Below are 12,862 nucleotides of genomic sequence, written 5' to 3'. Positions count from 1 at the left end.
AGCTTAAAATCAATTCATCATAGAAAGATTAAGAATTTATCTTATTCGGTAACCGATTATCCTGAAAACTTTCGTAACGAGTCTAAATTCTTAATTTCTTTTTACCGTTTAAAGCAGCAGGGTGGCATCGTATATTTTCTTGGATATTCGCCAGCTTAATGCCTGGATAGCAATGGTGCTATCGTAACTTACAGCTACCTGTACATGAAAATGATAAAAAAAACCTATGTCGTTAACGACTATGTCATCGACCTGATTTCTGGATTTATTACCCACCGAAAGACAGGTGAGACAAAGCGTCTTGGTGAATATCAATTAAAATTGATCACTGTGTTACTGGAACATGTCGGTGAAATATTATCTCGTGACGAGATAACAAACCTAGTGTGGCATCGCCGTGTTATTGGCAATAACAGTTTACCAAATGCTATTCATACCCTGCGCATAGCACTCGGGGATGAGAACAAACAACAACGTATTATTCAGACAATTCCCAAAATGGGTTATTTACTGGATCCGGAATTTTGCGAAATTATTGAAGAAAACAGTGAAGATCAATCTGACGAAAAAAATAACACGTTTCAAGAAGGTCACTCTACTGACAGTCTAGCGCCCCCCCTGTCAGCCAAGGACCAAGATAACGACTCAATACACGCCTCAGATGAAAAGTCATCACCGCCAGTGGAATCAGAAAAGACGGATCTTACTGAAGTCTCGCCTGCATTTCCCATACAAAAAACACCCCCTCAAACGGTCAGAAAACGTCCGACATTCAGCCGTTTGAGCATAATTTTATTGGTATTGTTGGTTATCGTCATCGGTGCCGGTGGTAGCTACATTCTTTATCAGAAACCTGCTACCCCCCACTACCAAGCCGTTGAGCAAGACTTGGGAATGTACAGCAACATCCGTATTTTCCAACTGGTCGACTCACAGTTATCACTACAGGATAAGGAAAAACTGAATCAGCGTTTGAAAGACACTTTCTATATGATAAATAAGCAAGTTAAATCAAAAAACATGCATATTTCTGTTTACTATTTTGTGTCATTAAGACGCCTGGATTTTAATTTTTCAGTCGAGAGTCAATGTGAGAATAAGCAACTTGGCATGACAATTTATCATTGGCGGCAGAGTGAACAATTACTCAATAATTTAATTTATCGAGAGATGGAGAGAAAAGTGAATGAAATGGCTCAATGTTAAAAACGGAATGATGCTGACAATATTGGCACTTTTCCTTTCATTAGCAGCGGTCAGAGTCTCTTCTGAAGTTAGCCCACAACAACCCCTACAAGCCCAATTACAGATGGGTTTCTATGATTTGTTGTCACAACAAAAAGAGATTTATGACGCCAGAATCACAACAACGCAAGGTGGTGTGATCAGCACAATTACTAACCCTAACGATAATCGCTTTATTTTTAAGGGGAAGTTTACAGTACACAACGCGCCAAATGGTCAGCTCAGTTTTAATTACAGCCCGATATTTTTCAATAACCCAACCTCTGGTCGTATGATTGATGGCTTTTTGGATTATTTGGTCCATAACACTGTGTACATGACCCCCATGGTCATTGATGGGCAACCATTATTATTTGGTCAAAGTGGGATTGTTCTTGGCGAAAAATCAAAGGGGAAATAGCCCCCCTTTGATTTAATTTATGGCAATGAATGGCACTAAGATAAAAGTTAATTACCCAGCAAATTTCTGACGGTTAAGTTATGTATATTTCCTTGCCCATTCAGTGCCTGTAACAGTAAGTTATAGTGCGTTTTTCCTTGAGCCAATTTATCAGCCAATGATTCCGCCAATAACTGCACTGAATCTGATGACGGGAAGCTGCTCATACTTTCAATACTTCTGTGCACTTTTTGTTTATGTTCATTAAGCTCTCGCATTTGACCGGTCATTTGCGTTAGTGCTTGCTGCAAACTGCCCAAGTGTTTTTTAGCCTCTGTTGGCTGCTCAGTCATATGGCGAATATCATCAACTAATGCCGTTTCAGCGGTCAATGTTACAGGCTGAGTATCACCAGAATTAAAGCGATAACCCTCGCCGCGTACGCGAAGCTGGTTAACGTCTTGCCAACGTTGTTCGTCAATACTGAACCGGACTTGGCCATTGGGCATCAATTCACCATGAATTCCTAAGCGCCCTAACCCTTTGTTCAGCACCAACAGATTCTGACGGGCATTTCCCTGCGCAGGGAAGCGAATGGCAACAACTTTATTTTCAGTACCTTGTAAAGAAAAAAGGAGCGTTTCCTCTTGTGGGGATTGCAATACTTGCTTGGCATCCTGCCAGTTGAAATTAACTTTTACCGCCTGCCCCAGTGCAATATTTAATTGCCGATCAACCGTATTTGCTGAAGCTAATCTGCGACGTTGTAACCAGTCGACCGTTTTCTCCGCTAATTGCTGCACTTCAGTACTGACTTTCCCTTGCTGTACAGCATGATGCAATTGAGCAATTTTACGTTCAGTTTCATGTAAATACCGATCCGCTTGCTGTACAGCGGTCAGTTGCTGATTAAGTTGCACGTTATAGCGTAATGGCTGGCTAGAGATAAATGGCGAGTCCGGAAAATTCGATATTACCTTGCTTTGCTTCTGACCATTAACAGGCTGGTGCTGATGAACGGCCAGCGGATGACTGGATGCCTTGTTTCCACGCAGCCCGTGAGTGGCGTTAAATCCTACCTGCATGACATTTATTCAGCTTATATTAAGTTAAAAAGAGAAAGATTATTGACTTGATTGTACATTTTAAAAGTACTTATCAAGGCATTTTGGTGAGCCTGCATTTCAAACATCATTGTCTGAGTTTCAACTTCATCTAATCCCACCAAATTGCGCGCAATATCGTTATTGGCCTCTTCATTTCTTTCATGGGTATCTGAAAGTAAATTAATCCGATTTTGGCGGCTACCCAATTCAGTTTCTGTGGCAGCCATATAATGGGTTGCATCATCAATCAAAGCCAACATATCATTTAACTCAGAGGAATAACTGGTTTTATCTGGGTTAGTTTTCATTTCATCGCATAACTTTTTTAATTTAGTTAGCGTGTTCGTGCCACCCGAGCCTTGCAGACCAAAGGCGTCCTGCACATGTATATTTTCACGAACACTTATCCCATTGGCCGTAATTGTCTCGCGATAATCATTATTACCATCGTAATGATACTCTTGGGTAGCCGCATCATATCTAATAGGCTGAGTATCCGTCGCAGTACCCGAAAAAAGATAACGCCCCTCACCACTTTTAGAATTTAAGAATGTCACAATCGTTTCTAAGCGAGCTTCAATCGAATTGCCGTAGCTGGCCATATCTAAAGTGCCACGGCTGTCATTTACTGCTGCCAGTAATTCATCTTTAATATCATCCAGTTCGCTTTTTAATGCAGTGACATTCTTTTCCTGCTTGGTCAAACTATTATTTAATCGTGAGATATTTTGTTTATATTGATTAATTGCTGATTGTTCTTGTTCTAATTGCCCCATCCATGTACTGGCAATAGGATCATCAGACGGCACCATAACCCGAAGCCGGCTATCTATCTGTTTCATTAGCTTCTCTCGCTCGGAGTTGCTATTGCTAACCGATTGATGCATGGTGGCCGCCATCATTGAAGTGGTGATTCTCATTGTTATATCCTTATTTAATGTTAAAACAGGGCTAATAGATCACGGAATAGTTGGTCACCGGTAGAGACAACTTTAATATTCGATTGATAAGCACGTTGATATTCCATCAAGTTCATTGCTTCTTCATCTTTCTCAACACCGCTAACACTCTCACGTTCACGAGTTGCTTGAGTTAATACATCGTTTGCTGCTTTTAACTCAGTTTTATTCCGACCACTTGCCACACCAATATCACTAAATAACCCAACACAAGCATCACTCAAGCTCGAACGATGGCCGCCATTGAATGTAATTTGTTTATCTTTAATCGCAATAAGTGTATGCAAATTAGCATTATCGCCTGGCCCCTTGCCATTACCCGCCAGTGCCAATTGTTTTAATCCGATGGCATTAACTTGCAGCATACTACTGGGATTGCTGGTATTAAATGTAAACAGTGCAGCCCCGGCATTCCCCTCTAAATCTGTACCTCTCGCGAGCTGATCGTTAAATTCTTTTGCCAGTTCTTCAGCAACATCACTTATTGTTTCCTGAACACTGCTCAATATACCGGTTTCATAATCATATAAGCCCCCTAACTGGCCACCGCATGACATATCTATCGGAGATTGGTTGCCAGAGAAGCTAAGATTCAGTGTTGCAACACTCGTGTTTGGATTCGCGACGACGGATGCAGCAACAGAACCATTGACCAGCGGTTGCCCATTCTTCAAAGAAATATTGAAGCTCCCATCCGTCGCTTGTATTGAGCGGATATCCATTAAAGTGCTTAATTCTTTTATTTGTTGATCACGTTTATCCAATAATGCATTGGTATTGACCCCCGTTGACTCTAATTGCACTATTTTCTGATTGTAATCAGCAATCGAATGGGTCAAAACATTAATTTGCTCCACACAACTTGCCCGTTGATTTGCGATAGCCTGTTTCTGATCGGCGATAATTCTGTTTGTATTATTAATGCGTAGAGCAAGAGCATCCGCAGTATTGATAATATTCTGTCTCTGGGGCAAAGAATCAGGAATTAATGTTGCACCATTTAAAGCTGCATAGAATTCATTCAATCCTTTAGAAAGACTGGTACTTTCCGTCGATACCGCAGATTCCAACTTATCCAAATAACGTTGCTTACCATTGAAATAAGCATTCTGGCTATTAGCCCGCCACTCTTGTTTGACCAGATATTGATCTGACAGGCGCTTAATACTGTCGACACGGACACCGCTTCCGGCATTAGGCCCCACACCATGAGCACCAATAGCACTTTGTTCTGCCCGTTGACGTGAATAACCTGCAGTCTTCATGTTGGCAACATTCATTGCCGTGGCACTTAGGTGCGCCTGAGCAGCTTGCGCCCCGCTAAATGCAGTTTTAATAAAATTCATGGTATTCCCTGTTATCTATTTTCGGTTATTACCGATTTAATGGTTAAAAGCGGCTATTGGATATCCATCCTTAAATAGCCGACACGGGGAAGGTGGCTTATTGCCCAACTTATTGATGACCTAATTGCTGAATTAGCAAATGGGCAATACCGCTGCTGCGCTGTGACGCCAGCGTGGAAGCCAGCTTGTCATCATAAAAGTCACGCATCATGCGCTGTTGTTTGCTGTTAAAGGGGTCATCCGCCGCCGCCAGTGCTTCGCCCGCTTTGCGCATTTGAGCCAATAATGTGCGCATAAAAAGCGCCTCAAATTGCACTGCCGCTTGTTCCAGATTTTCAGGCAATAAATCGCCAGAAAAACTCCCCGGGATGACCGGAGCTGATTTATTAATTGCTTCAACCATATACGCGCCTTAAATCACATAATTATCTTAAATAACGACCAGTTCGGCATCTAATGCCCCCGCTTCATGCAAAGCTTGTAATATCGCCATAATGTCATCAGGGGAGGCACCTAAACTATTGATAGTGTTAACGATACTGCGTAATTTCGTGCCATTGGGCACCACCACCATTTGATTGCGGCCTTTGGTCACCTCGATATCACTGTCAGGTGTGGTAACGGTTTTACCTCCGCTTAATGCGTTGGGTTGGCTGACATTTTTCTTTTCGCGAATACTGACCGTCAGATTGCCGTGAGAAACCGCGGCAGAGTGCACAATGACACCCTCACCAATCACCACCGTGCCAGTTCGAGCATTAAACACCACGCGGGGTGACTGCTTACCGGCATTGATTTGCACATCTTCCAGCAATGACATGAAAGAGACGCGCGCGCCGGCATCCTGTGGTGCATTGACCATCACATTCGTGGCACTTTGCGCCACTGCCGTATTGGCACCAAATGCACGGTTCAAGGCCAAGGCCACATTATTGGCCGATTTAAAGCTAGGCCGTTTCAGGTTAAGCACCACCTGACTGTTGCTTTGAAAATCACTCGATATCTCACGCTCAACACTGCCACCATTCGGGATGCGCCCCACGGTTGGTGTATTGACTGTGACACTGGAACCGCTGTTCCCTTCTGCTTTGATACCGCCCACAATCACATTGCCTTGCGCCAATGCGTAGACCTCACCATCAGCACCGCGCAATTGGGTAAGTAACAACGTGCCACCACGCAAGCTTTTTGCATCACCAATCGAGGACACGGTGATATCAATGGATTGTCCACGGGCATAACCCGGAGGTAAGGTGGCACTGATAGCCACCGCCGCCACGTTTTTGACCTTAGGATCCATTTTTTCCGGCAACTGCACACCAAACTGGCGCAGCATGTTCGCCATAGATTGGCCAGTAAATTTCACCTGATTTTTATCGCCCGTGCCGTCCAAACCCACCACCAAGCTGTAGCCCACCAGTTGGTTACCACGAACGCCCTGAATATCAACCAAAGAGCCAAGGGGCTGGGCCATTACGGCGGGGAGCGCAAACCACAATCCCACCAGCACAAAATAACGTCGTAACATGTCGGCTCCTGCCTAGATAGGGAATAACGGGTGGTTAAAGAAGCGCGTCAACCAACCGGCTGAGTTGGCATCACTAAGCGCACCACGGCCTGCGTAGGAAATTCGCGCATTGGCGATACGCTGAGAAGAAACCGAGTTGTCTCGCTCAACATCATCAGCCCGTACTAAACCGGTGACACGCATGTACTCATCCCCCTGATTGAGAGTGAGCCACTTCTCGCCACGAATCACCAAGACGCCGTTAGGCAACACTTGATGCACTGCGACAGTAATGGAGCCTCGTAGCATGTTTTGCTGGGCGGAGGTGGCGCTGCCGTCAAAGTCGCGCTTACCGGAGATAGAACCACCGAACTTTTTCAGTTTTTTCCCCAAGACTTCGGGGATGCCCAAGCTCATATCGTTCTTTTTGCCAAAATTGGTTTTCGCCTGCTTGCTCGATTGGGTCGACTCATCCAATTTGACCGTCAGAATGTCGCCCACCCGATAGGCACGCCGGTCCTGCAATAGCGACCAGTTATAAGCGGGCTGAAACAGCCCGCCTCCTGCGTTGACCGCGGACGGTTGCACCAGATTGGCCGGTGGAGCGAAGGCGGCGTCATCTTTATGCACCAGCAGCGCTGGGGTTTCACAACCACTCAGCGCCAATACCAGCGGTGTTAATAGTAAAAAACTTTTCATTCATCATTCACTTTTCAACGGGGATGCTGGCGGTTACAACTTTTGAGTCACAAACTTCAGCATGTCGTCAGCAGCAGAAACCATTTTGGCGTTCATCTCATAAGCACGTTGTACCGTGATCATGTCGACCATCTCTTCAACCACTTGCACATTGGAGCCTTCCAGTGAACCGTGTTCTAACTGACCAAATGCTTCTTCACCCGGCACCCCTTCCACCGCCGTGCCACTGGCCACGGTTTCTTTGTACATATTGCCGCCAACGGCCTCTAAACCGGCTGGATTGACAAAATTGACCAGCGTGATCTGCCCCAATTCTGCGGCCTCTGCCTCCCCGCCTACGCGAGCCGTAACAGTGCCGTCTTTGCCTATCGCCAAATCCTGTGCCCCCGCGGGCAACTCGATTTGGGGGATAAGCGGCATGCCCTGCGCGTTGGTCAACACACCATCAGCATTGATGGATAAATTGCCCGCACGGGTATAGGCAAGGTCACCGTCGGCGGTTTCAATTTGGAAAAAACCCTGACCGGCAATAGCCACATCAAATTCACCCTTGGTGACCTTAATATTGCCGACAGTAAATTGTTTTTGTGTCCCCACCACCTTGGAGCCGCTACCAAACTGAATACCATTGGGGGTGGCATTATTTTGGTCCAGCGGTGTACCGGGGGTGCGTTGGTTTTGATAAAACAGGTCTTCAAACACCACACGGTCACGTTTAAAACCGTCAGTGTTGACGTTCGCCAGATTGTTCGAAATCGCGTTCATCTTGGCATCTTGTGCCGCCAAGCCGGTTTTACTGACCCATAAGGCAGGATTCATAAAGACTGCTCCCTAAAATTACTATCCATAAATAAGCATGTGTCGCGGCAGAGGTTAGCTGCCGCGAATCATCCGATTACCCGTTTGCGCCAACTCTTCGGCCACTTTCATCATTTTGATTTGTGCTTCAAATTGGCGACTAAGAGAGAGACTGGCAGTCATTTCGCTGATGGCTGATATATTGCTGCTTTCCAGATGTTGGCTAATCACCTGAATATTTTCATCACGGGGTGCAGCACCACGGCGGGCGACCAATAAGCCACGGTTATTCTTGCTAAGTTGGTTAGCCGGAATATCCACCAGTTTGATGCGGTCAACGTCTGCGGGTGTTTTGATGATGCCGTCTTGAGGAATAATGGCGATGGTGCCATCATCGGCCACCGAGATGCTGGAATACGGCGGCAACACAATCGGACCGCCATCTCCCAGTACTGGCAACCCATTGATGGTCAAATCACCGTCCGGGCCGACATTCATTTGCCCATTACGGGTATAAGCCTCACGGCCCCCATTGAGTACAGCAATCAACCCACGGTCTTTCAGCGCAATATCCAGATCGCGACCCGTTTCTTGCAAACTACCTGCGGTCATGTCGACCCCACCATTTTGGCTCAGTACCGCCACACGGCTGCTGTAGCCGCCACCCGGCACCTGAGCCGCCGTGGCGCGCTCCAAATCGGCACGAAATCCCTGCGTGTTAACGTTCGCCAGGTTATTAGCATGAATTTTTTGTTGCGTCAGACTGCGGTTAGCCCCGCTGACGGCGGTATAGAGAAGCTTATCCATTACAGCACCTGGAATAGCGCATTCATCATGCTGTCATTGGTGCTAATGATTTTGGTATTCGCCTGATAATTACGTTGCGCGGTCATCAAACCAACCAACTCAGCGGTTAAATCAACGTTTGAAGCCTCTAATGCGCCGGCTTGAAGCGTGCCCAACAGCCCTGAACCGGGAACACCAATGAGCGCCGCTCCAGATTTTCCTGTCGCGGTCCAAGTGGTGCCGTTTTGCGCTGTTAAGCCATTGGGATTGGCGAAGTTAGCTAAGGCTAGCTTGCCTTGCAGCATCCGCTCACCGTTGCTGAAGGTGGCATAGACTGAGCCATCATTTTCAATGCGCTCGCCATTTTTGGTACCTGCAGTGTAACCATCACCTTTGTTGGTAGTCGTTAGAAACTCAGATTGAAATTGGGTTGTACCGGTGTAATCAAGGCCAATCGTGAAGTTAGCTGCACCTGCAGGAGCATAAGTTCCGGTAATGTTTTTGCGGTTACCAGCGGTCATCACACCGGAGGTATCAAACTGTAATTGATGAGTTACCCCCCCTTGTACTGCACCATCAACGGCATAATGAACATTCCACTCACCCGCTGTCGCACCTTTCACAAAGTATTGTGTCACCGCATGTTGACGGCCCAATGAGTCATAAGCAGTCGATGCTGAAGTGTAGTTAAATGTCGCTTTATTGTTCGAATCGAAAGGGGCCACCGCAGGGGCACTGTCACCCGCAGGCAAGTTCGCTGTAAAATCCAGTTGACTGGTGGCTTTCGCTGGTAGTCCTGCGGTACTTATCTTCAAATCACCGATATTACCGGTCTGCATATTCCCCGCAGCATCAACAGGATAGCCCTGTAATTTCATGCCACTGGCATTAACCAGAAAGCCATTTTTATCGGTTTCGAACATGCCCGCACGAGTATAAGCCTCGTCACCGTTGCTGCTTTTCACCACAAAAAAGCCATTACCCGCGATAGCCAAATCCATTGCTCTGTTCGTATTGTCAATGGAGCCATCTTTGCTGATATTTTGGGCCACGCCGCTGACACCAACACCGAGCGCTTGAGATTGCGCATACATCGAGGAAAACTCAGTTCGGCTAGACTTAAACCCTTTGGTGGCAGAGTTGGCAATATTGTTACTGATCGTGCTCAACTGCTCGGTCACTGCACTCAGGCCGGTATTGGCAATGTTAAAACTCATAAAATATTTCTCTTATAAAATAATGGGTTACTTTTAAGGTTTGTTGATGCTGGGTTACACACCAAATTGTTTAATTTTGCTGTAAGGCACATCGCCAATACCGGCAACATTCAGTTGTGCAGTCCCCCCTTTGGGCGGGATACGTACCGTGTTGACGGCCCCGGCCAACTCCAGCGGAATCAACTCTTCCCCACTGCTGCTCACGGCACTGAGTTCGTATTGGCCCGGCTTAAGGTTGTGTTTGGCAGGATCAATGGTGAAATCCACATGACCGGCATCTTGTTCACCCAAATCGATGCGATGCTCTTGCCCTAATGCATCAGTCAAAAACAGCGCTACCGTGGATGCCGCCTGCTCAATGGTCAGCCGCCCGCTTTGGCTTTGCTTACCCAGCTCAACAGTGCTGCTTTCTACCATCACTTTTTGTCCGACCAAATTGGCCGTCGCCATGGCCTGCATCCGCTCCATCTGCACCGTGTTCCGGTTCAACAGTTTTGCCATGTTCTCGGTGGATTGAACTTGCGAGAGCTGGGCCATTTGGCTGACAAACTCTGTGCCATCGGTTGGGTTCAGTGGATCCTGATTCTGAATTTGTGCCACCAGCAGCGTCATAAACTGATTATTAAGCTGCTCTCCCATAGGAAGCTCCCCACCCGCAGGGGAGAGCGAGTTATTTGCTTTCGTTGATGCATTTCTGGTTTCATTAATATTCATCATTAGCGCTCTCCGAGCCTTAACACACTCTGTTGCATACTTTTGACACTGTTGAGGACTTCAACATTGGTCTCAAAACTGCGTGAAGCCGACATCATGTCTGCCATCTCCGAGACCACATTTACCGCCGGGTAAAACACATAACCTTGAGGGTTAGCCAGCGGATGATTCGGCTCGTGGCGCTGCACCGATCCCCCGGTTTCCACTACATCCAGCACTTGTACCTGCGCACCGGTGATACCGCGAAGATTTGCGGCGCTACGGGGGGAATACACCGCAGAAAAGACCGGACTACGCGCCTTGTAAACATCAGCCGCAGTGGCTGCAGGTGACTCCGCATTCGCCAGGTTGCTGGCGATAGTATTGAGCCTGATGGTTTGGGCCGTCATCGCAGAACCTGATACCCGATAAATATTGTTAAACGACATTTGTTATTTCCCTTCAATCGCTTGCTTCAAACCCGTTAGTTTCATATTGAGAAATGACAAGCTGGTTTGATAATCGAGGGCATTTTTTGAGAACTCCGCCTGCTCAACATTCAATGCCACCGTGTTGCCATCCTGTGAGGGTTGATAGGGCAACCGATATTTCATTTGAGGTGATGCCATTTGAGGTGATGTCATCCCAACCGCACCTCGTTTTGCCCGTTGCATTTCAGCGACAAAATCAATATCTTTAGCCTGAAAATTTGGCGTATTCACATTAGCCAAGTTGGCGGATAGCAGTTCTGCTCTGGTCAGTCGAAGCTGCATCGCCGTAGGGTGAATCCCTAATGCTTTCTGAAAATCAATGCCCACAAAATACGTCCTGATTTGATGTTTAAACGCTGTTACTGCACGAATTCACACCCAACAATGCAAACAACGTGCCAGGTTTATAACATCATGATTAATAACATTTTTTCACCATTTAACTCGCAAAAAAGGAAGCGAGACTTCCTCTCGGTAACGACCTTTTCTGTCCGCCACCGCCGCCGATGGATATCCCTCTTTATTGGCCTTATGTCACTGTCAGTGAACGTGGCTCACAGCGCTGAAATCCACGCTCGAAAACAGGTTCATGCGCAGGTATTGCAGGCAGCCAGTGCTGAAATTAGCCAAACAGCCAAAAATAAAAATTGGCAGGGCTATAGCGTAAAAATGAATATTTTTATTCCGGCAGAAGTCAGCCGCTATAAGATTTGCCAAAGTGCTCTTCGCGTAGCTTCCCCCATGAATGGGCATCATGATTTATCGCGTTTACGTTATGACATTTGCTGCCCTGATGGTCAGGGCTGGGAATTGGCTGTCACAGTAAAACCGGATATTTATCTGCCGGTTTGGGTAGCAAAAAATACGCTTGAGCGCGGCAAAGTGGTGGCACCCAGTGATATTGAATTGAAGAAGAAGAATATTTCGACGGCGCAGGGAGGCTATATCACCAACCCGGATGACATTGTCGGATTCACTGTCAAACGGCGTATCCGTGGCCTACAAAGCGTGACCGCAACACAGTTAGAGCAACCTGTTTTAGTCACCCGCGGGCAGCATGTCTTGATGATTGCGCAGCAAGATGGCATTGAAGCACGCATGCTAGGTGAAGCGCTGAAAAATGGCCGTAAAGGTGAGCTTATCAAAGTCAGAAACCTCAGCAGCAAACGCACAGTCAGTGCCATTGTCGATGACATTGGTAAAGTGAGAATGCTGGGTATCACGACAAGTTAAGTTTTGACCACTCTGTGACGCTTTATCTTAATAACCAAGATATCTATCAGGTTGTGGGCCAAAACCCACAACGCAACAGCGGCGGCTCTGCTCACCGCGAGATAACTGACCATAAGGTGATTAGATATGGAAATTAATACACATCGACAACAAATGATGGTAGCGGCACAGGTGGCAAAAGCGGAGAATGCGCCCGCTATTCAAGCAATAGTGCCGATTAAGGCAATTGCGGACATCACACAGCATTCAGCCTCAACCGCAGAACTGCATGCCCAATTGCAGGCAATGCCAGAGATTGACAGTCAAAGAGTGGCTGCGGCCAAAGCAGATATTCAAGCGGGCAAAGTAACACTGAATAGCGCTGATATTGCCAAGGCAATAATCAATTTCCACAGGAGCTGAC

Annotated in this window: 16 protein-coding genes; 4 read left to right on the top strand and 12 right to left on the bottom strand. The window is 46.6% G+C overall.

Translation table 11 applies throughout. From position 1 onward, the window contains the following. The first annotated feature begins 210 nt into the window (after nucleotides 1–210). Together HUZ92_RS01555 and HUZ92_RS01550 are read left to right on the top strand one after the other, a co-directional pair. Entirely contained in the window at nucleotides 211–1,206 is a 996-nt protein-coding gene (locus HUZ92_RS01555) for a winged helix-turn-helix domain-containing protein (RefSeq protein WP_174846779.1), read from the top strand. Further along, nucleotides 1,187–1,645 (top strand): hypothetical protein, encoded by a 459-nt coding sequence (locus HUZ92_RS01550; RefSeq protein WP_050097855.1) that lies wholly within the window; start codon nucleotides 1,187–1,189, stop codon nucleotides 1,643–1,645. The genes HUZ92_RS01555 and HUZ92_RS01550 overlap by 20 nt, the downstream gene beginning before the upstream one ends. A 47-nt stretch (nucleotides 1,646–1,692) precedes the next feature. Here HUZ92_RS01550 and HUZ92_RS01545 read toward each other — a convergent pair whose 3' ends face one another. The 12 genes from HUZ92_RS01545 to flgB form a co-directional block, all read right to left on the bottom strand. Beyond that, the gene (locus HUZ92_RS01545) at nucleotides 1,693–2,709 is read right to left on the bottom strand and encodes a hypothetical protein (RefSeq protein WP_050097854.1); all 1,017 of its coding nucleotides are present in this window, start codon (nucleotides 2,707–2,709) and stop codon (nucleotides 1,693–1,695) included. A 14-nt stretch (nucleotides 2,710–2,723) separates the two neighbouring features. Then, complete coding sequence (locus tag HUZ92_RS01540) at nucleotides 2,724–3,632, bottom strand: flagellin N-terminal helical domain-containing protein (protein WP_174846770.1); 909 nt, start codon at nucleotides 3,630–3,632, stop codon at nucleotides 2,724–2,726. Between the two features lie 38 nt (nucleotides 3,633–3,670). Next, the gene (flgK, locus tag HUZ92_RS01535; RefSeq protein WP_050097852.1) at nucleotides 3,671–5,035 is read right to left on the bottom strand and encodes a flagellar hook-associated protein FlgK; all 1,365 of its coding nucleotides are present in this window, start codon (nucleotides 5,033–5,035) and stop codon (nucleotides 3,671–3,673) included. A gap of 109 nt (nucleotides 5,036–5,144) precedes the next feature. Continuing rightward, nucleotides 5,145–5,438 (bottom strand): rod-binding protein, encoded by a 294-nt coding sequence (locus HUZ92_RS01530; protein ID WP_050097851.1) that lies wholly within the window; start codon nucleotides 5,436–5,438, stop codon nucleotides 5,145–5,147. A 27-nt stretch (nucleotides 5,439–5,465) separates the two neighbouring features. After that, on the bottom strand, nucleotides 5,466–6,563 hold the full coding sequence (locus HUZ92_RS01525; protein ID WP_050097850.1) for a flagellar basal body P-ring protein FlgI: 1,098 nt from the start codon (nucleotides 6,561–6,563) through the stop codon (nucleotides 5,466–5,468). A 12-nt stretch (nucleotides 6,564–6,575) separates the two neighbouring features. Further along, nucleotides 6,576–7,241 carry a flagellar basal body L-ring protein FlgH gene (gene flgH / locus HUZ92_RS01520; protein WP_050097849.1) on the bottom strand — a complete coding sequence of 222 codons (666 nt, stop codon included), beginning with the start codon at nucleotides 7,239–7,241 and terminating at the stop codon, nucleotides 6,576–6,578. 33 nt (nucleotides 7,242–7,274) lie between these two features. Beyond that, on the bottom strand, nucleotides 7,275–8,060 hold the full coding sequence (gene flgG, locus HUZ92_RS01515) for a flagellar basal-body rod protein FlgG (protein WP_145579840.1): 786 nt from the start codon (nucleotides 8,058–8,060) through the stop codon (nucleotides 7,275–7,277). 54 nt (nucleotides 8,061–8,114) lie between these two features. Then, nucleotides 8,115–8,846, bottom strand: coding sequence for a flagellar basal body rod protein FlgF (locus HUZ92_RS01510; RefSeq protein ID WP_050097847.1), 732 nt, complete (start codon nucleotides 8,844–8,846; stop codon nucleotides 8,115–8,117). After that, nucleotides 8,846–10,042, bottom strand: coding sequence for a flagellar hook protein FlgE (gene flgE / locus HUZ92_RS01505; RefSeq protein ID WP_050097846.1), 1,197 nt, complete (start codon nucleotides 10,040–10,042; stop codon nucleotides 8,846–8,848). The genes HUZ92_RS01510 and flgE overlap by 1 nt, the downstream gene beginning before the upstream one ends. Nucleotides 10,043–10,096: 54 nt before the next feature. Beyond that, nucleotides 10,097–10,756 carry a flagellar hook assembly protein FlgD gene (flgD, locus tag HUZ92_RS01500; protein ID WP_145524565.1) on the bottom strand — a complete coding sequence of 220 codons (660 nt, stop codon included), beginning with the start codon at nucleotides 10,754–10,756 and terminating at the stop codon, nucleotides 10,097–10,099. A gap of 2 nt (nucleotides 10,757–10,758) precedes the next feature. After that, nucleotides 10,759–11,184, bottom strand: a complete 426-nt coding sequence (gene flgC / locus HUZ92_RS01495) for a flagellar basal body rod protein FlgC (protein ID WP_050097845.1) — start codon at nucleotides 11,182–11,184, stop codon at nucleotides 10,759–10,761. Nucleotides 11,185–11,187: 3 nt separating this feature from the next. Then, nucleotides 11,188–11,553 (bottom strand): flagellar basal body rod protein FlgB, encoded by a 366-nt coding sequence (gene flgB / locus HUZ92_RS01490; RefSeq protein WP_050097844.1) that lies wholly within the window; start codon nucleotides 11,551–11,553, stop codon nucleotides 11,188–11,190. A gap of 57 nt (nucleotides 11,554–11,610) precedes the next feature. On the opposite strand from flgB, the gene flgA reads away from it, so the two are divergent. After that, entirely contained in the window at nucleotides 11,611–12,459 is an 849-nt protein-coding gene (flgA, locus tag HUZ92_RS01485; protein ID WP_050097843.1) for a flagellar basal body P-ring formation chaperone FlgA, read from the top strand. Between the two features lie 126 nt (nucleotides 12,460–12,585). Then, the gene (flgM, locus tag HUZ92_RS01480; RefSeq protein ID WP_050097842.1) at nucleotides 12,586–12,861 is read left to right on the top strand and encodes a flagellar biosynthesis anti-sigma factor FlgM; all 276 of its coding nucleotides are present in this window, start codon (nucleotides 12,586–12,588) and stop codon (nucleotides 12,859–12,861) included. Nucleotide 12,862: the final 1 nt, after the last annotated feature.

It is taken from the genome of Yersinia vastinensis, assembly GCF_902726565.1.
GTDB lineage: Bacteria > Pseudomonadota > Gammaproteobacteria > Enterobacterales > Enterobacteriaceae > Yersinia > Yersinia vastinensis.
The sequence above is the reverse complement of the archived record's forward strand: the minus strand, read 5'-3'. Positions and strand labels throughout refer to the sequence as shown.

Excerpts from the sequence above, each read along its gene's own strand:
- flgE (WP_050097846.1), bottom strand. The coding sequence starts at position 10,042 with ATGAGTTTTAACATTGCCAATACCGGCCTGAGTGCAGTGACCGAGCAG.
- HUZ92_RS01555 (WP_174846779.1), top strand. The coding sequence starts at position 211 with ATGATAAAAAAAACCTATGTCGTTAACGACTATGTCATCGACCTGATT.
- flgA (WP_050097843.1), top strand. The coding sequence starts at position 11,611 with ATGCAAACAACGTGCCAGGTTTATAACATCATGATTAATAACATTTTT.
- flgM (WP_050097842.1), top strand. The coding sequence starts at position 12,586 with ATGGAAATTAATACACATCGACAACAAATGATGGTAGCGGCACAGGTG.
- flgH (WP_050097849.1), bottom strand. The coding sequence starts at position 7,241 with ATGAAAAGTTTTTTACTATTAACACCGCTGGTATTGGCGCTGAGTGGT.
- HUZ92_RS01545 (WP_050097854.1), bottom strand. The coding sequence starts at position 2,709 with ATGCAGGTAGGATTTAACGCCACTCACGGGCTGCGTGGAAACAAGGCA.
- flgK (WP_050097852.1), bottom strand. The coding sequence starts at position 5,035 with ATGAATTTTATTAAAACTGCATTTAGCGGGGCGCAAGCTGCTCAGGCG.
- flgG (WP_145579840.1), bottom strand. The coding sequence starts at position 8,060 with ATGAATCCTGCCTTATGGGTCAGTAAAACCGGCTTGGCGGCACAAGAT.
- flgD (WP_145524565.1), bottom strand. The coding sequence starts at position 10,756 with ATGAATATTAATGAAACCAGAAATGCATCAACGAAAGCAAATAACTCG.
- HUZ92_RS01510 (WP_050097847.1), bottom strand. The coding sequence starts at position 8,846 with ATGGATAAGCTTCTCTATACCGCCGTCAGCGGGGCTAACCGCAGTCTG.
- HUZ92_RS01525 (WP_050097850.1), bottom strand. The coding sequence starts at position 6,563 with ATGTTACGACGTTATTTTGTGCTGGTGGGATTGTGGTTTGCGCTCCCC.
- flgC (WP_050097845.1), bottom strand. The coding sequence starts at position 11,184 with ATGTCGTTTAACAATATTTATCGGGTATCAGGTTCTGCGATGACGGCC.
- HUZ92_RS01530 (WP_050097851.1), bottom strand. The coding sequence starts at position 5,438 with ATGGTTGAAGCAATTAATAAATCAGCTCCGGTCATCCCGGGGAGTTTT.
- HUZ92_RS01550 (WP_050097855.1), top strand. The coding sequence starts at position 1,187 with ATGAAATGGCTCAATGTTAAAAACGGAATGATGCTGACAATATTGGCA.
- HUZ92_RS01540 (WP_174846770.1), bottom strand. The coding sequence starts at position 3,632 with ATGATGGCGGCCACCATGCATCAATCGGTTAGCAATAGCAACTCCGAG.